The sequence below is a fragment of the Herbaspirillum sp. 1130 genome, assembly GCF_017833835.1.
Lineage (GTDB): Bacteria > Pseudomonadota > Gammaproteobacteria > Burkholderiales > Burkholderiaceae_D > Herbaspirillum > Herbaspirillum huttiense.
Map to the genome: position 1 here is coordinate 1530853 of NZ_JAFICQ010000001.1, position 16273 is coordinate 1547125.

Genomic DNA, 16273 nt, shown 5'->3' on the forward strand with positions numbered 1-16273 from the left:
CAGCATGGCCATCCTGGTAATCGAAGACGACCCCAAGACCGGTGACTACCTGCGCAAAGGCTTGCGCGAATCCGGCTATGCCGTCGACCTCGCCCGCACCGGCAGTGACGGCCTGCACATGGCACTGGAACAGGACTACGACCTGGTGGTGCTGGACGTGATGCTGCCCGGCCTGGATGGCTGGCAGGTCATGAGCGCAGTGCGCAGCAAGCGCGACCTGCCGGTGCTGTTCCTGACCGCCAAGGACCAGGTGGAAGACCGCATCCGTGGCCTGCAGCTGGGGGCCGACGACTACCTGGTAAAACCCTTTTCCTTCACTGAACTGGTATTGCGCATCCGCACCCTGCTGCGCCGGGGCGTCACGCGCGAGGCCGAGGTCTATGAGATCGCCGACCTGCAGCTGGACCACGTGCGCCACAAGGTCACGCGCCAGGGTATTCATATCGCCCTGACCAACAAGGAATTCATGCTGCTGCACCTGCTCATCAAGCGCCGGGACGAGGCACTGTCACGGTCCGTGATCGCCTCGCAGATCTGGGATATGAACTTTGACAGCGACACCAATGTGGTCGACGTCGCCATCAAGCGCCTGCGCGCCAAGATCGACGCGCCCTTCGAGAAGAAACTGATCCACACCGTGCGCAGTGTCGGCTACATGTTCTCTGAGAACCCATGAACACCGTTGCCACACCCGTGCGCAGCTGGACCCTCACTTCCCGCGTCACCGCCCTGTTCGCGCTGATGACTGCGCTGGTGGTCACCGGCCTGGGCTTCTACCTGGATCGGGCGGCCGGGGTCGCCCTCTCGCAGCGCGCCGACCAGGCCCTGATCGGGCGCGTGGAACATTTCCGCAACCTGATGCACGACCTCTACAACGTCGAGCAGATGGAGCAGCGCCCTGCCCTCTTCGAAAGCATGATGGGCAATGAGCAGGATGTGCGCATCTTCCGCCGTCAGGGTGAAGCGCCCTTCATCCAAAGCAATCCCGATCACCTGCAGCCGCCTGAGATGACCCCGCTTCCGGTGGGCCGTCCGGTCAGTTCGGCCAGCCTGCAGACCAGCTTCCGCCCCGATGGCGTGAAGGTACGCTGGGTCTCGGCACTGGCCGATGTGGGCAAGGGTGGCGCCGGCGGCGACCGCGTGGAGATCGTGGCCGCCTATGTGATGGTGCAGGAAAGCCGCATGATGCACAGCTACCGCTGGCGCATTGCCGGTGCAGCGGGCGCTGCCATCTTGCTGACGTCGCTGCTGGGATTCCTGCTGCTGCGACGCGGGCTGCAGCCGCTGGAAGCGATGAGCCAGCGCGCCGCCCAGATCACGCCCGACCGCCTTTCCACCCGCCTGGAGCAGGACGGCATGCCGTCCGAACTGCGGCGCGTGGCGCTCTCCTTCAATGCCATGCTGGACCGGCTGGAGGCTGGCTACGACCACCTGGCGCAATTCTCCGGCGACCTGGCCCACGAGATCCGCACGCCCATCAACGTGCTCATGGGCCAGAGCCAGGTTGCACTGGGCCAACGGCGCAGCCTGGAAGAATATGAACAATTGCTCGAATCGAATGTGGAGGAATTGCAGCGGCTCTCGCGCATCGTCGAGAACATCCTGTTCCTGGCGCAAGCCGACCATGCGACGCTGGCCGTGGAATGCAGCGCGCTGGACCTGCATGAAGAATTGGGCAAGGTGACCGAGTACTTCGAAGGCATCGCCGACGAACGCGGCCTGCGCTTCGAACTGGAGGCCCAGGGCACCTGCCACGCCAACCGCGACATGTGGCGGCGGGCAGTGAACAACCTGGTCATCAATGCGGTGCGCTATGGCGAGGCCGACAGCGTCATCCGCATCCAGACCGAGAACGATGCCAGCGGCAGCCGCATCCTGGTGGACAACCGCTGCGAGGGTGTCACGCCCCATGCGATGGCGCGCATGTTCGACCGTTTCTATCGCGGCGATCGTTCCCGCAGCGCCTTCACCGAATCCAACGGCCTGGGACTGGCCATCGTCAAGGCCATCATGGCCTTGCATCGGGGCACGGCTGCGGTCGAATGTCCGCAGCCGGGCTGGATTCGCTTCAGCTTGTTCTTCCCGTCGGCGGCAACGCAGGCGGGGCAGTTGCAGGCTCCGCCACCTCTGCCGACCTGAGCGCTTCCTGCGCGGCCTGGGCCGCCAGTTCAGCCTCGCGCGCTTCGGCCGCACGTCTTGCCTTCTGGGCCGCCGACGCACGCGTGAAGATGATCTTCAAGGCCGCCATCACCGGCACCGACAGAAAGATGCCCGCCACCCCGCCCAGCTGGTCACCGGCCAGCAGGCCCAGGATCACCATGAGCGGGCTCACTTCCACGCCCTCGCTCATCAGGTAAGGATTCAGTACGTAATCCTGGAACACCCGATACGCCACGATGAAACCCACCAGCCACAGCAGGTGGTCATAACCGCTGAAGCCGGCCACCACCAGGGCGGCCGCACTGGCGGCCAGCGGACCGGCAAAGGGAATGAATTCCAGCACCGCCGCCAGGCCCGCCAGCAGCATGGCGTAGGGCACGCCCATGAGCGAGAAGGCGATGCTGTAGGCCACGAAGGTGGCAATGGAGAGGAACAGCAGCGCGCGCACATAGCGCGAGAGCAGCACGTCGAGATCCTTGATGATGCCATCCCACAGCTTGCGGTTGGAACGGTTCATCCAGGACAGGATTTCATCGCGCATGGCCGGCGCTTCCTTGATGAGCAGGAAGCTGATCACCGGCACCAGCACCAGGTAGATCAGGTTGCTGGCCGCATGCATCACGCCTACCCCGAACTGCTTGGCCAGCGGCATGGCCTGGTCGGTGCCGTTGGCGAGCTGGTCGCGGATGAAGCCGAGGATGCGTGCGCGCAGCGGTTCGGCGAAGCCCGGCAGCGGAATCTTGGACACCGCATCATTGGAGCGCAGCAGCGCCGGCAGTTGCTCGGACAGGCGCACGGCTTCCTCCTGGATGCGCGCGCCGAAGATGGTCGCCACCGCTGCCACGATGCCGATGGCAAGCACGAACACCACCGCAATGGAGACGGCCCGCGGCACCTTGGCCGGGCGCACGCGCTCGACCTGCTCCACCAGCGGATAGACCAGATAACTGAAGAAGACGGCAAACACCAGCACCAGCACAGTGGCTGAAATGGTATAGGTGACATAGAGCAGCAATGCCACCAGGAAGACGGTCCAGACGATCCTGGCCACGCGGAAATCGAAACCCAGCATAAATATTCATCCTTGGAAAAAGAGGACGCAGCATGCGTGCGCCACGGGCAACCCCAGCCCGCCAGCCCCTCTCCACCGAGGTGAAGAAACCCGGTGGACGCTTGCACTCAGTACTTCACCTGTGGCGTGGCCGAGATGTCGCTTTCCGACCGCGTGCCACGCTACGGCTGAGCTGCAAATGCACCTTATTTGATCCGCATCAGGTTTCCTATCAGCCAAATCCTTCTGGCTTTGTAGGAAAGCGTGAAAATACGTTCATGCAGCGCAACATGATGCTGAACAGGGCTGCGTCCTTGTGAAACCGGGAAGTTCACAAGACGCGATGTCGTCGTGAAGACACGTTAATAAGCGCCTTCGCCCCTGCCAGCCCCTGAGCCTGCCGACGGCCCTCGCCCGCGCCTCCGCGCCGGGCGCGCGTCATTCTCAACCGTGATAACTGTTATCAGCAAATACACAGGTGCATGACATTGCGATGGGTCAAGCAATTGCTTTAAATTTCAGTAATTACTGAAATTTCGAAAGACTTCGACATGGAAAACAACGTACTCAGCCCGCTCATGCAGCGTTTCATCGGCCATTTCGGCGAGATGGGCAGCCGCTGGGGTATCAATCGCACCGTGGGCCAGATCTATGCCCTGCTCTATATCTGCGGGCGTGCGCTCAATGCCGACGAGATCGCCGAGTACCTCAGTTTTTCGCGCTCCAACGTGAGCATGGGATTGAAGGAATTGCAGTCCTGGCGGCTGGTGAAGCTGCTGCACAAACCCGGTGACCGCCGTGAATATTTTGAACCGCCGGGCGACATCTGGGACATCTTCAAGGTGCTGCTGGAAGAACGCCGCCGCCGCGAAATCGAGCCGACCCTCTCCATGCTGCGCGACGCCCTGCTGGAAGCGCCCGGTAGCAAGGACGACAAGGAAGTGCAAAAGCGCATGCGCGAGATGTATGAACTGATCGAACTTTCCAGTTCCTGGTTCGACGATGTGCAGCGCCTCTCGCCGGAGACGCTGGTGTCCTTGATGAAGATGGGTTCCAAGGTCAAGAAACTGCTGGACGTGCGCGACAAGTTCCGCGTCGGCGGCAGCAGCAACGAAAAGGAGTAATCCGCATGCAACTCGCCTCATCCTTGCTCAAGCGCCCGTGGCGCTGGCCACGCCTGACCCAGCTGCCGCTGGGGGTGGAGATCACCCTGCTGCTGGTGGTCAAGATTGCCCTCATTACGGTGCTGGCCAAGACCTTCTTCGCCCATCCCGAAGCCAAGCACATGCAGATGCCGGTACAGCGCGTGGAGCAGCGCATGCTGTCTTTCACCACGCCGCAGCCAGCCACCGCACAGCAGTACCCGTCCCAAGACCTGTCCGCCAAACAACAAACGGAGTAACACAACATGGTTCCCATCGATGAAGTCGTCTCGCTGTCACGGCTGCAGTTTGCCGTTACGGCGCTCTATCACTTCCTGTTCGTCCCCCTCACCCTGGGCTTGTCCTGGATCCTGGTCATCATGGAGTCGGTCTATGTCATGACCGGCAACCAGATCTACAAGGACATGACCCGCTTCTGGGGCAAGCTCTTCGGCATCAACTTCGCCATGGGCGTGGCCACCGGCATCACCCTGGAATTCCAGTTCGGCACCAACTGGTCCTATTACTCGCACTACGTGGGCGACATCTTCGGGACCCCGCTGGCCATCGAAGGCCTGATGGCCTTCTTCATGGAATCGACCTTCGTCGGCCTGTTCTTCTTCGGCTGGGACAAGCTCTCGCGCAAGCAGCACCTGATCGTCACCGTGCTGGTGGCGCTGGGCTCGAACCTGTCGGCGCTGTGGATCCTGATCGCCAATGGCTGGATGAACAATCCGGTGGGCGCCGAGTTCAACTTCGAGACCATGCGCATGGAACTGGTCAGCATGACCGACGTGATCTTCAATCCGGTGGCGCAGGTGAAGTTCGTGCACACCGTGGCCGCCGGCTACGTGACGGCTTCCATGTTCGTGCTGGGCGTGTCGGCCTGGTATCTGCTGAAGGCCCGCGATACCGCCTTCGCGCTGCGCTCCTTCGCGGTGGCGGCCGGTTTCGGCCTGGCCGCGACCTTGTCGGTGATCGTGCTGGGCGACGAGTCGGGCTATACCGCCGGTGAAGTCAACAAGGTCAAGCTGGCCGCCATCGAAGCCGAGTGGGACACCCACCCTGCCCCGGCCGGCCTGACCTTGTTCGGCCTGCCCAATGACAAGGAAGAGCGCACCGATTACGCCGTCAAGATCCCCTATGCGCTGGGCCTGATCGCCACCCGTTCGGCCGATACCCAGGTGCTGGGCATCAAGGACCTGAAGAAGGAACATGAAGCACGCATCCGCAACGGCATGCTGGCCTATGCGGCGCTGGCCAAGCTGAAGGCGGGCGACAAGTCCCCCGAAGCCCGCGCCGAATTCGACAAGCTCAAGAAGGACCTGGGCTACGGCCTGCTGCTGAAGAAGTACACCAACAACGTCGTCGATGCCACGCCTGAACAGATCAGCCTGGCGGTGAACGACACCATTCCCAAGGTCGCACCGCTGTTCTGGTCCTTCCGCGGCATGGTGGCGCTGGGCTTCCTGTTCCTGTTCATCTTCTCGGCGTCGTTCTGGTTCCTGGCCAAGAAGCAGCTGGCCCCGCAACGCTGGTTGCTGCGCCTGGCCGTGATCTCGATCCCGCTGCCGTGGATCGCCGCCGAGCTGGGCTGGATCGTGGCCGAATATGGCCGCCAGCCCTGGACCATTGCCGGCATCCTGCCGACCCACCTGTCGGCCTCCTCGCTGCAGCCGGGCAGCCTCTACTTCAGCCTGGCCGGTTTCATCCTGTTCTACACCTTCCTGCTGGTGGTGGAGATGATCCTGATGGTCAAGTACGCACGGCTGGGTCCGAGCAGCCTGCATACCGGCCAATACCACTGGGAAACCAAGGGTCATGAAAAGAGCCCCGGCGATGTCCTGCCGCCGCCCCTGAATCCGTCGGCCAATGCCGGCAGCCACTAAGCCATCAGAAGAAATGAGGAAAGCAGAATGATCTTCGATTACGAAACACTCAAGCTGATCTGGTGGGCCTTCGTGGGCGTACTCATCATCGGCTTCGCCCTGACCGACGGCTTCGACTTCGGCGTGGGCATGATGCTGCCCTTCGCCGGCAAGAACGACACCGAGCGCCGCATCCTGATCAATTCCATCGGCCCCACCTGGGAAGGCAACCAGACCTGGTTCATCACCGCCGGCGGTGCCACCTTCGCGGCCTGGCCGCTGGTGTATGCGACGGCGTTCTCGGGCTTCTACATCGCCCTGATGATCTTGCTGTTTTCGCTGTTCTTCCGTCCGGTGGGCTTCGACTATCGCAGCAAGGTGGCCGATCCGCGCTGGCGCAATGCCTGGGACTGGGGACTGTTCATCGGTGGCTTCGTGCCGCCTCTGATCTGCGGCGTGGCTTTCGGCAACCTGCTGCTGGGTGTGCCCTTCCACTATGACGACACCATGCGCGTGGAATACACCGGCAGTTTCTTCGCACTGTTGAATCCCTTCGGCCTGCTGGCGGGCCTGCTGTCGGTAGCCATGCTGCTGATGCACGGTGCGGCCTTCGCCTTCGTCAAGACCGAGGCCGCCGTGGGCGAGCGTTCGCGCAAGACCGTCATCGGTGCGGCGCTGGTGACGGTGCTGCTGTTCGTGGCCGGCGGCTTCTGGGTGGCCCAGATGCCTGGTTATCGCATCACCTCCATGCCGGACGCCAACAGTGCCTTCACACCCCTGGCCAAGACCGTGGAAGTGGTCGCCGGTGCCTGGTTCGACAACTATGCCAAGTGGCCCGTGACCAAGCTGTTCCCGGCGCTGGGCGTGGCCGGTGCGGTGCTGGCGGCATTGCTGGCGCTGGTGCGCAGTGCGCGCCTGGCCTTCATCGCCAGCGGGCTGTCGGTGACGGGCATCATCCTCACCGCCGGCATGTCGCTGTTCCCCTTCGTCATGCCCTCTTCGCTGGACGCCAAGAGCAGCCTGACCCTCTGGGATTCGGTCTCCAGCCACAAGACCCTGGGCCTGATGTTCTGGATGGTGCTGATCTTCCTGCCACTCATCATCGTCTATACCGGCTGGGTCTATCGCGTGGTCAAGGGCAAGGTCACCGCCCGCGACATCCACGAGAACGAACACACGGCGTATTGATTACGCGCAATCGCAAACTGCAACGAGGAGAACATCATGTGGTATTTCGCCTGGATACTCGGTATCGGCCTGGCCCTGGCCTTCGGCATCATCAACGTCATGTGGCTGGAAGCCAACTATGCCTTCGGCCGCCGCAAGGCCGAGGAAACCCACGAGCGCTTCGCCAGCGCCCGTGCGGCGGAAAAGCAGCGGCGCAACGGCAGGTAGGCTCGGGGATCGGATCCTCACGTGATCACATGATCGAGTGATCGCAGGAGCAAGGCCGGCAGCGTCGCTGCCGGCCTTTTTTTCAACTTGCCTGGAGACCATCATGCCTGCCTCCCCTGCCTCGCACACCGAAGAAGTCGCGCCCGCGCCGCGCCACTGGGCCTTGCTGCCAGGTGCCGGTTTCGCCGACAGCTACCGTATCCGCCTCACGCCGCAACTGGCGAAATTGAATTCGACCGAGATCGCAGCCCGCATGATGGCGACCCAGCCTGCCTGGGTCAGCGCATTGATCCGCTTGCGTGATCGCCTGATGGCGCCGCTGGGACTCAAGCAGGCCGGCGACCACGGCGGCGGGCCGGCCGGGTTTCCCCTGCTGCTGGCCGAACCGGCCAGGGTCGTGATGGGACTGGACGACCGCCACCTGGATTTCCGGCTGTGCGTCGAAAAGTCGCCGGCCGCGACCGGCCAGGCGGCAGATGAAGACCAGTGGCTCACCGTGACCACCGTGGTCCGCACCAAACGCCTGCTGGGCAAGGCCTATCTGGCGGCGATCATGCCCTTCCATCGCTGCATCGCGCGCAGTTTGCTGCTGGGGGTGGTGCGGGAGGAACGTCCGGCGCTTTGATCCGCATTCCGCAAATGAAAGAAAACGCCGCTGCGACCGGATGGACGCAGCGGCGTTTTCCTTCATGCTGACCGGCACAGGCAGGAAGCGCATAGGCTCCCGCCCGGCCTGCTGGCATTACACCAGGTTCAGGGTGACGTTGATGTTGTCACGGGTGGCGTTGGAGTACGGGCACACCTGGTGGGCCTTGTTCACCAGATCTTGCGCCACGGCCTGGTCGATGCCCGGCAGCGAGATGTTCAGCTCGGCTTCGATACCGAAACCGCCCGGGATCTGGCCGATGCCGACCTTGCCGGTGATGCTGGCATCCGCAGGCAGGGCCACCTTGGCCTGGCCGGCGACGAACTTCAGCGCGCCCAGGAAGCAAGCCGAGTAACCAGCAGCGAACAGCTGTTCCGGGTTGGTGCCGTTACCACCGGCGCCGCCCAGTTCCTTGGGGGTCGACAGCTTGACGTCCAGTACGCCGTCGGAGGACTTGGCCGAACCTTCACGGCCGCCAGTGGCGGTAGCGGTGGCGGTGTACAGGGCTTTTTCAATCTTGTTCGAAGGCATGGTATTTCCTTTCAAAGTTCAGGTTGTCGTCACCCTTGACGGGTTTCGTTCGAGGGGTGTGATGCCTAAAGATTCACTTTTGGTCATCACTGGCTTGCCAATCTCTTGCTGCTTCACTTGCGGTCTTGCTGATGTTTCTGGTGTTGCTGAGGTTGCGCTATTCAGTCCGGCTGCATCAACGATATAAATAATTAACTATATTATTGCGCACAATATAAAACACAAAGCTTGTTACATTTTTATTCACCTTCGGCATCGATCAGGCCCTTGCGGACCTGCTTCAGCTCCACCACCAGGGCCTTGATCTGGTCCAGCGCCGGCAGCATGCAACTCATCTGCTGCGGTACGGCCTTGGCCTTCTCACGCAATGCGCGGCCGCCATCGCTCAGGCTTACGACCACCCGGCGCTCATCGCCGGCATCGCGGTTGCGGTGAAGCAAACCCATGCTTTCCATGCGCTTGAGCAGCGGGGTCAGCGTACCAGAATCCAGGAACAGGCGCGTGCCCAGTTCCGAGACCGTGACGCCATCCTTTTCCCACAGCACCAGCATCACCAGGTATTGCGGATAGGTGATCTCCAGCGGCGCCAGGATCTTCTTGTAAGCCTTGGTCATGGCCAGCGACGCCGAATACATCGCAAAACACAGCTGGTTGTCGAGAAGCAGGGCTTCGTCGATCAGTGCGTCCGGGAGATTCGTGGTGTGCGTCTTGTCCATGTGCTGCATATTAAACTGCTCAAAATTGAATTGCAAGCTATTTAATTTGAAAAAATTTGTCGTTGTTGTTCATTTCGCTTCGTCGGTCCCTGCGCCAAGCCGGTATCATGCGGCCTGCATCCGCATTTTCCTGCATATCGATGAATTCCCACCCCAATCCCCTGCGCTCCCTGGACCTGTTCTGCAAGGTCGTCGACAACTATGGCGATATCGGCATCTGCTGGCGCCTGGCGCGGCAGCTGGCGCATGAGCACGGGCTCGCGGTGCGGCTGTGGGTGGATGACCTGGTGAGCTTCCGGCGCATCTGGCCGACGGTGGACACGCTGGCCGATACACAAGAGGTCTGCGGCGTGACGGTGCAGCACTGGCGCGGCCAGGACGGCCTGTTCACGCCGGACGATGTGGCCGATATCGTCATTGAATTCTTCGGCTGCGAGATCCCGCCCGGCTACGTGGAAGCCATGGCGCAGCGCTCGCCCAAGCCGGTCTGGTTCAACCTGGAAGGCTTGTCCGCCGAAGCCTGGGTCGAGGGCTGCCACACCCTGCCCTCCCCGCATCGCTCGCTGAAACTGACCAAGTATTTCTTCTTCCCCGGCTTCAATGAGCGAACCGGCGGGCTCAGCTTCGAAGCCGACCTGCAAGCCCGGCGACAGGGCTTCCTGGCCAACAATGAAGGCCCGGCTTTCCTAGGTGGATTGGGCGTGACTGCGGCCGAAGCGCAAGCCTGCAAGGTCTCTCTGTTCTGCTACGACTACGCCCCGATTGCCGAATTGTTTGCAGCCTGGCAAGCCTCGCCCCTCCCGGTCACCTGCCTCGTGCCGGAAGGCGTAGGCCGCGCGGCGGTCGAGGCTTTCCTGAACGCACCGATGCGCGCCGGTACGGTGGCCACGCAGGGCGCACTGACGGTACGTGTGCTGCCCTTCGTGGCGCAGACCGATTACGACCGCTTGCTGTGGAGCTGCGACCTCAATTTCGTGCGAGGTGAAGATTCCTTCGCACGCGCCCAATGGGCCGGCCGCCCCTTCGTCTGGAACATCTATCACCAGGACAAGAACCTGCACCACACCAAGCTCAACGCCTTCCTGAAGATTTACGACCCGGCCACGCCCGCCGTCATCGACCTCAACCGGGCCTGGAACGGCGCTTATCCGGGCGAGCTTGACTGGCAGGCAAGCTGGCAGACGCTGCAGGCAGAGCTGCCGGCATTGTCGGGCCAGGCTGAACAATGGGTCCAGAAGCTGTTGGCAAATGGCGACTGGATGGACAATTTGCTCGGCTTCGCCCGCCGGCTCGCCCTGGAAGAGTGGAAGAGCACGGAAAATGGGTTAAAATAGCGGGCTACCGTTTTAACGCAGTTTGGAATTCAATCGTACGTGGGCTTGCGGTGAAGTTTTAGAAGTTTTACCAGTGGGCTACTGACAGTTTGAAAAAACCTACTTTTCACGACACATCGCTATGAAATTTGCAAAAGAAATCCGCGTCGGCAACATCATTATGGTCGACAGCAAGCCCATGATCGTCCTGCGCTCGGACGTCAACGGTTCTTCCCGTACCGGCTTCACCTACAAGTGGAAGATGAAGAACCTGCTGACCAACAGCCCGCAAGAAAGCGTCTTCCGTGGCGACGACAAGTTCGACGTCGTGGTGCTGGACAAGAAGCCGGTGACCTATTCGTACTTCGCTGACCCGCTGTTCGTCTTCATGGACGAAGAGTACAACCAGTACGAAATCGAAGGCGAGAACATGGGCGACGCCATCGGCTACCTGAAGGACGGCATGCAGTGCGAAGCTGTCTTCTACGACGGCAAGGCCATCTCGGTCGAAATGCCGACCACCATCGTGCGCAAGGTTGCCTACTCGGAACCGGCCGTCAAGGGCAACACCTCGGGCAACGTCCTGAAGGAAGCCAAGATCGAAAACGCCATCGAAGCCAACCAGATCACCGTGATGGTGCCGCTGTTCGTGAGCCAGGATGACGACATCGAAATCGACACCCGCACCAACGAGTACAAGAAGGTCGTGCGCGGCTGATCGTTAGCCAACGCCAATAAAAAAACGCTGCCTGGTGCAGCGTTTTTTTATGCCTGTTTAATACCTGTTTGCCGGGCAATCCAATGGCCGTTCGTCCTGAGTAGCGGCATCGCCGCGTATCGAAGGCGCGCCGACGGGGCGCAGCGCAGTTTCACGGCCAGTGAACCCTTCGATACGACGCTGCGCGTCTACTCAGGGCGAACGGGTAGACAGTTTGCCCGCTGTCCCGCTCAACCTCCACTCCTCACCCGCGCCAGGTCCCGCGCCGCCGCCTGTCCTTCCGCGCTGGCCCAGAAGGCCTTGTCGGCCGCCTGCAGGCGCAGGGCCGACTGTTCCATATGGCGCAAGGCCGCTGCCCGCGCGGCCTCGGCATTGCCATCATTGATCGCTTGTGCCAGCGCCGCATGTTCGGCGCGTACCTGCTGCACGAACTCATTGCTGCGCGCTTCGTTCATGCGCGACACGCGGATGGCTGCATGCAGGAACTGGCTCAGGAACTGCACCAGCGAGGTGTAGAGCGGATTGTGCGAGGCATTGGAAATGGCGGCATGGAAGGCGAAATCCTCCTGCACGCCATCGCGCCCCGCCGCAGCCGCTGCATCGATGGCCTGCAAGGCCTGCTGGATCGCCAGGTTCTGCGCGCGCGTGCGGCGCTGCGCCGCCAGGGCAGCCATCTCCCCTTCCACCCCGCGCCGCAGTTCGATCACCCGCAGCACCGCCTGGATGGAGTCGCGCCCATCATCCACATTCAGGTCCAGCCGGAAGGGCGTGGCCTGCGTCACCGGCAGCACCACCGTGCCACTGCCCCGGCGCGAACCGACCAGCCCCTCGGACTTCAAGCGTGAAATGGCTTCGCGGATCACCGTGCGGCTCACTGAAAATCGTTCGGTCAACTCCATCTCCGAAGGCAAGCGCGCATCCGGGGCGAATTCCCCGCTGCGGATCTGCTGTGCCAGCACGCTGGTGACATGGTCGGCCAGCGTGGTCTTGCCGCGCGCAGCAGCGGCCATGGAGGCGAGCGCCGACGCCTGCGGCCTGGAGGAGGAGGATGTCTTCATGGCGCGCATGATACCGCGCAGGCATCGGCTTTTGTGACTTCCGCTTCATATTCTCAAAGTTGTATTACAACTTCCGCTATAATGCGCTGCACGGGTTTCGCTCAAGCGTTCATATCCCCCTATTCCGACGACAGATCACGAGGAGAACACATGCATATCGTCATTACCGGCGGCGCCGGCTTCCTGGGCAGCCGACTGGCGCGCCAGCTGCTGCAACGCGGCACCCTGACCGGCCGCGACGGCCAGCCGCAAGAGATCAAGCGCATCACCCTGCTGGACGTGGTTCCGGCCCAGGGTTTCACCGATCCGCGCATCGAAGCCGTCACCGGCGACATCGCCGACGCCGCCGTGATCGAGCGCGTCATCACGCCCGAGACGCAGTCCATCTTCCACCTGGCGGCCATCGTCAGCGGCCACGCCGAGGCCGATTTCGATCTGGGCATGAAGATCAACTTCGACGCCACCCGCGTCATCCTGGAACGCGCCCGTGCCCTGGGTACCAAGCCGCGCGTGGTCTTCACCAGTTCAGTGGCGGTGTTCGGCGGCGAACTGCCGGCCGTGGTCCCCGACAACACCCTGCTGATGCCGCAAAGCTCCTACGGTGCGCAAAAGGTCATGGGTGAACTGCTGGTGCAGGATTATTCGCGCAAGGGCTTCATCGACGGCCGTGCGCTGCGCATGCCGACCATTTCGGTACGTCCGGGCGCGCCCAACAAGGCGGCCTCCAGCTTCGCCTCGGGCATCATCCGCGAACCGCTCAATGGCCAGCCCTCGGTCTGCCCGGTCACGCCCGATACGCGCATGTGGCTGATGTCGCCGCGCCAGGCCATCGCCAACCTGATCCATGGCCATGAAATCAATGGCGCTGACCTGGGCCTGGCCCGCTTCCTCTCCATCGACGGCCTGTGCGTGACCGTCAAGGACATGGTCGAAGCCCTGGAACAGGTCGCCGGCAAGGAAGTGGTGCAGCTGATCGAATGGAAGGAAGACGAAGCCATCAAACGCATCGTCAATTCCTGGCCCGGTGCCTTCGAAGCCAAGCGCGCCAAGGCGCTGGGCTTTAAGGCCGATGCCAATTTCGCCGACATCATCCGGGCCCACATCGAGGATGAAGTGAAGAAATAAGCTGCACATCAGCACGCAGAAAAACGAAGGGACAGCCCCGCAAGAGGCTGTCCCTTTTTGCTGCCTGGGTGATACGGATTTACTGCGCCTTGCCCAGCATGTTGAAGATGCTGGAGAAGTCCAGCTTGCCGGCCCCGTTCATGCTGTGGATGTCGTACAGATTGCGTGCCGTCGAACCCAGCGGAATGGCGCAGTTGGTGGCCAGCGCATTCTCCACGGCCAGCCCCAGGTCCTTGAGCATCAAATCCACGCCGAAGCCGCCCGCATACCCCTTGGAGGCCGGTGCCGTTTCCATCACGCCGGGGCAAGGGTTGTAGACCTCCAGCGTCCAGTTGCGGCCCGAGCTCTTGGACATGATTTCCGAGAGCACCTTGGGATCCATGCCATTGGCCATCCCCAGGCGGATCGCTTCCGACGTTCCGATCATGAGGATGCCCAGCAGCATGTTGTTGCAGACCTTGACGGTCTGACCGCTGCCGCTTTCACCTGCGTGATAGATTGCTTTCCCCATCTTCTGCAAATAAGGCTGGGCGGCCTCGAAGGCCTCCTTGCTGCCGCCCACCATGAAGGTCAGCGTGCCCGCCGTCGCCCCGTTGGTGCCCCCGGAGACGGGCGCATCCAGCATCTCGAAGCCGCGCGCCTTGGCCGCTGCCGCCACCTTGCGCGCCGCTTCCGGAGCAATGGTGGAACAATCGATCAAGAGCGCGCCCGGCTTGGCCGAGGCCAGCACCCCGGCATCGCCCAGGTAGAGCGATTCCACATGACGGCTGGCTGGCAGCATGGTGATGACCACGTCGGCCTTGGCCACGGCCGCCATGGAGTCGGCCTCGGTCTTGCCGCCGACCTCCACCAGCTTGTCCACGCTGGCCTTGACCAGGTCGTGTCCGCTGACCGAAAAACCGGCCTTGACCAGATTCTGCGCCATCGGCAAACCCATATTGCCCAGGCCGATGAAGACGATGTTGGCGCTCATGCTGCTCTCCTTACTTCAGGGTGATGGTGGTGTTGACCTGGCCGGCTTCTTCATCGGGCGCGTACCAGCGGGCGGTGACGGTCTTGGTCTGGGTCCAGAAGGTCACGGCCTGCTTGCCGTTGGGGCCGAGGTCGCCCAGCTTGGAAGCGCGCGAACCGGTGAAGCTGAAGTAGGCCACCGGCACGGGGATGGGCACGTTGATGCCGACCTGGCCGACGTCGATCTCGTTCTGGAACTTGCGCGCCGCATAGCCCGAGCTGGTGAAGATGGAAGTACCGTTACCGTTGGGGTTGGCGTTGATGAAGGCAATGGCTTCATCGAGGGTTTCCAGTTCGACGATGCACATGGCCGGGCCAAAGATTTCCTGGGCGTAGATGTCCATCTCGGGCTTGACGCCGGTGAAGACGGTCGGTCCCACGAAGTTGCCGTTCTCGCTGCCGGCCACCTTGCAATTGCGGCCGTCCAGCAGCAACTTGGCGCCCTGCTCCACGCCGCTGGCGATGAGGCGTTCGACACGTTCCTTGGCCGCCTTGGAGACCAGCGGGCCGACATCGGCCTTGCGGTCGGTGCCGGGTCCGACCTTCATGGCCTTGGAGCGTTCGACGATCTCGGGAATCCATTCGCGTGTCTGGCCCACCAGCACCACCACCGAATTGGCCATGCAGCGCTGGCCGGCCGCACCGAAGGCCGCACCCAGCAGGTTGTTGATGGCCTGGTCCTTGGGGGCATCGGGCAAGACGATGCAGTGGTTCTTGGCGCCCATCATGCACTGGGCGCGCTTGCCGGCTTCGCTGGCGCGGCGATAGATGTGGGTGCCGACATGGGTGGAACCGATGAAGGACACCGCCTTGATGTCGGGATGGTCGCAGATCATGTTGGCCACTTCCGGACCGCCATGCACCACGTTCAACACGCCCGGCGGCAGGCCGGCCTGGTTGGCCAGCTCGACCAGGAACAGCGAGGAAGTCGGGTCCTGCTCGGAGGGCTTCAACACGAAGGTATTGCCGCAGGCCACGGCGATGGGGAACATGAAGCAAGGCAGCATCACCGGGAAGTTGAAGGCGGTGATGCCCGCCCCCACGCCGAGCGGCTGGTAGAGTGTGTAGACGTCCACGCCGCCGGCCACGTTCTCGGCCAGTTCGCCCAGCTGCAGCGAGGTGATGGAGCAGGCATGTTCCACCACTTCCAGGCCGCGCATGACTTCGCCTTCGGCGTCCGGCAGGGTCTTGCCGTGTTCGCGAGTGATCAGTTCGGCCAGCGGGGCGATGTTCTCGCGCAGCAGTTGCTGGAACTTCAGCATGATGCGCATGCGCTGCGCCAGTGAAGTATTGCGCCAGGTCTTGAAGGTTTCCTTGGCGTTGGCCACGGCCCGGTCGACTTCTTCCTTGGTGGCGAAGGGCACGCGCGCCACCACTTCCTGGGTGGCCGGGTTCAGCACGTCGCGCCACTCCTTGGAAGTGGACTGCACCTTTTCACCGTTGAGGTACAGGGGAACGTTGGGGATGTTGGCTTGGCTCATTGCAATTTCCATTGTGAAGAGGTGAACAGGATGGGGAGAGCAAGGCCGGGAGCAGCTC

Annotated in this window: 17 protein-coding genes; 11 read left to right on the forward strand and 6 right to left on the reverse strand. The window is 62.2% G+C overall.

Annotated features, from left to right (window positions below; all coding sequences use genetic code 11):
- Positions 1 to 4: 4 nt before the first annotated feature.
- Together JOD78_RS06660 and JOD78_RS06665 are read left to right on the forward strand one after the other, a co-directional pair.
- Entirely contained in the window at positions 5 to 676 is a 672-nt protein-coding gene (locus JOD78_RS06660; protein WP_209566920.1) for a heavy metal response regulator transcription factor, read from the forward strand.
- On the forward strand, positions 673 to 2139 hold the full coding sequence (locus JOD78_RS06665; protein WP_121042022.1) for a heavy metal sensor histidine kinase: 1467 nt from the start codon (positions 673 to 675) through the stop codon (positions 2137 to 2139). The genes JOD78_RS06660 and JOD78_RS06665 overlap by 4 nt, the downstream gene beginning before the upstream one ends.
- On the opposite strand, the gene JOD78_RS06670 is transcribed toward JOD78_RS06665, so the two are convergent.
- Positions 2069 to 3232, reverse strand: a complete 1164-nt coding sequence (locus JOD78_RS06670; protein WP_245201991.1) for an AI-2E family transporter — start codon at positions 3230 to 3232, stop codon at positions 2069 to 2071. The two genes, JOD78_RS06665 and JOD78_RS06670, sit on opposite strands and share 71 nt — an antisense overlap.
- A 530-nt stretch (positions 3233 to 3762) precedes the next feature.
- On the opposite strand from JOD78_RS06670, the gene JOD78_RS06675 reads away from it, so the two are divergent.
- The 6 genes from JOD78_RS06675 (at position 3763) to JOD78_RS06700 (ending at position 8241) form a co-directional block, all read left to right on the forward strand.
- On the forward strand, positions 3763 to 4335 hold the full coding sequence (locus JOD78_RS06675; RefSeq protein ID WP_121042024.1) for a GbsR/MarR family transcriptional regulator: 573 nt from the start codon (positions 3763 to 3765) through the stop codon (positions 4333 to 4335).
- Between the two features lie 5 nt (positions 4336 to 4340).
- Positions 4341 to 4613, forward strand: a complete 273-nt coding sequence (gene cydP, locus JOD78_RS06680) for a cytochrome oxidase putative small subunit CydP (RefSeq protein WP_209566921.1) — start codon at positions 4341 to 4343, stop codon at positions 4611 to 4613.
- A gap of 6 nt (positions 4614 to 4619) precedes the next feature.
- Positions 4620 to 6242: a cytochrome ubiquinol oxidase subunit I gene (locus JOD78_RS06685; RefSeq protein ID WP_121042028.1), complete on the forward strand. Its 1623-nt coding sequence runs from the start codon at positions 4620 to 4622 to the stop codon at positions 6240 to 6242.
- Positions 6243 to 6269: 27 nt separating this feature from the next.
- Positions 6270 to 7409, forward strand: coding sequence for a cytochrome d ubiquinol oxidase subunit II (cydB, locus tag JOD78_RS06690; protein WP_121042030.1), 1140 nt, complete (start codon positions 6270 to 6272; stop codon positions 7407 to 7409).
- A gap of 36 nt (positions 7410 to 7445) precedes the next feature.
- Positions 7446 to 7616, forward strand: coding sequence for a cytochrome bd-I oxidase subunit CydX (cydX, locus tag JOD78_RS06695; RefSeq protein WP_008330178.1), 171 nt, complete (start codon positions 7446 to 7448; stop codon positions 7614 to 7616).
- A gap of 103 nt (positions 7617 to 7719) precedes the next feature.
- Positions 7720 to 8241: a DUF2867 domain-containing protein gene (locus tag JOD78_RS06700; protein ID WP_121042033.1), complete on the forward strand. Its 522-nt coding sequence runs from the start codon at positions 7720 to 7722 to the stop codon at positions 8239 to 8241.
- Positions 8242 to 8358: 117 nt separating this feature from the next.
- On the opposite strand, the gene JOD78_RS06705 is transcribed toward JOD78_RS06700, so the two are convergent.
- Both JOD78_RS06705 and JOD78_RS06710 read right to left on the reverse strand, forming a co-directional pair.
- A complete protein-coding gene (locus tag JOD78_RS06705; RefSeq protein ID WP_039785041.1) occupies positions 8359 to 8793 on the reverse strand; it encodes an organic hydroperoxide resistance protein in 435 nt (144 codons plus the stop codon).
- Positions 8794 to 9032: 239 nt separating this feature from the next.
- Positions 9033 to 9518, reverse strand: a complete 486-nt coding sequence (locus tag JOD78_RS06710; protein ID WP_209566922.1) for a MarR family transcriptional regulator — start codon at positions 9516 to 9518, stop codon at positions 9033 to 9035.
- A 131-nt stretch (positions 9519 to 9649) separates the two neighbouring features.
- Here JOD78_RS06710 and earP point away from each other — a divergent pair, with 131 nt between their 5' ends.
- A complete protein-coding gene (earP, locus tag JOD78_RS06715) occupies positions 9650 to 10843 on the forward strand; it encodes an elongation factor P maturation arginine rhamnosyltransferase EarP (RefSeq protein WP_209566923.1) in 1194 nt (397 codons plus the stop codon).
- A gap of 121 nt (positions 10844 to 10964) precedes the next feature.
- Positions 10965 to 11540 (forward strand): elongation factor P, encoded by a 576-nt coding sequence (locus JOD78_RS06720; protein ID WP_017451702.1) that lies wholly within the window; start codon positions 10965 to 10967, stop codon positions 11538 to 11540.
- Positions 11541 to 11770: 230 nt separating this feature from the next.
- On the opposite strand, the gene JOD78_RS06725 is transcribed toward JOD78_RS06720, so the two are convergent.
- The gene (locus JOD78_RS06725; protein ID WP_209566924.1) at positions 11771 to 12607 is read right to left on the reverse strand and encodes a FadR/GntR family transcriptional regulator; all 837 of its coding nucleotides are present in this window, start codon (positions 12605 to 12607) and stop codon (positions 11771 to 11773) included.
- A 141-nt stretch (positions 12608 to 12748) separates the two neighbouring features.
- Here JOD78_RS06725 and denD point away from each other — a divergent pair, with 141 nt between their 5' ends.
- On the forward strand, positions 12749 to 13723 hold the full coding sequence (gene denD, locus JOD78_RS06730) for a D-erythronate dehydrogenase (protein WP_209566925.1): 975 nt from the start codon (positions 12749 to 12751) through the stop codon (positions 13721 to 13723).
- A gap of 79 nt (positions 13724 to 13802) precedes the next feature.
- Here denD and mmsB read toward each other — a convergent pair whose 3' ends face one another.
- Together mmsB and JOD78_RS06740 are read right to left on the reverse strand one after the other, a co-directional pair.
- Positions 13803 to 14696, reverse strand: coding sequence for a 3-hydroxyisobutyrate dehydrogenase (gene mmsB, locus JOD78_RS06735; RefSeq protein WP_121042041.1), 894 nt, complete (start codon positions 14694 to 14696; stop codon positions 13803 to 13805).
- A gap of 10 nt (positions 14697 to 14706) precedes the next feature.
- Positions 14707 to 16215 carry a CoA-acylating methylmalonate-semialdehyde dehydrogenase gene (locus JOD78_RS06740; RefSeq protein ID WP_209566926.1) on the reverse strand — a complete coding sequence of 503 codons (1509 nt, stop codon included), beginning with the start codon at positions 16213 to 16215 and terminating at the stop codon, positions 14707 to 14709.
- Positions 16216 to 16273: the final 58 nt, after the last annotated feature.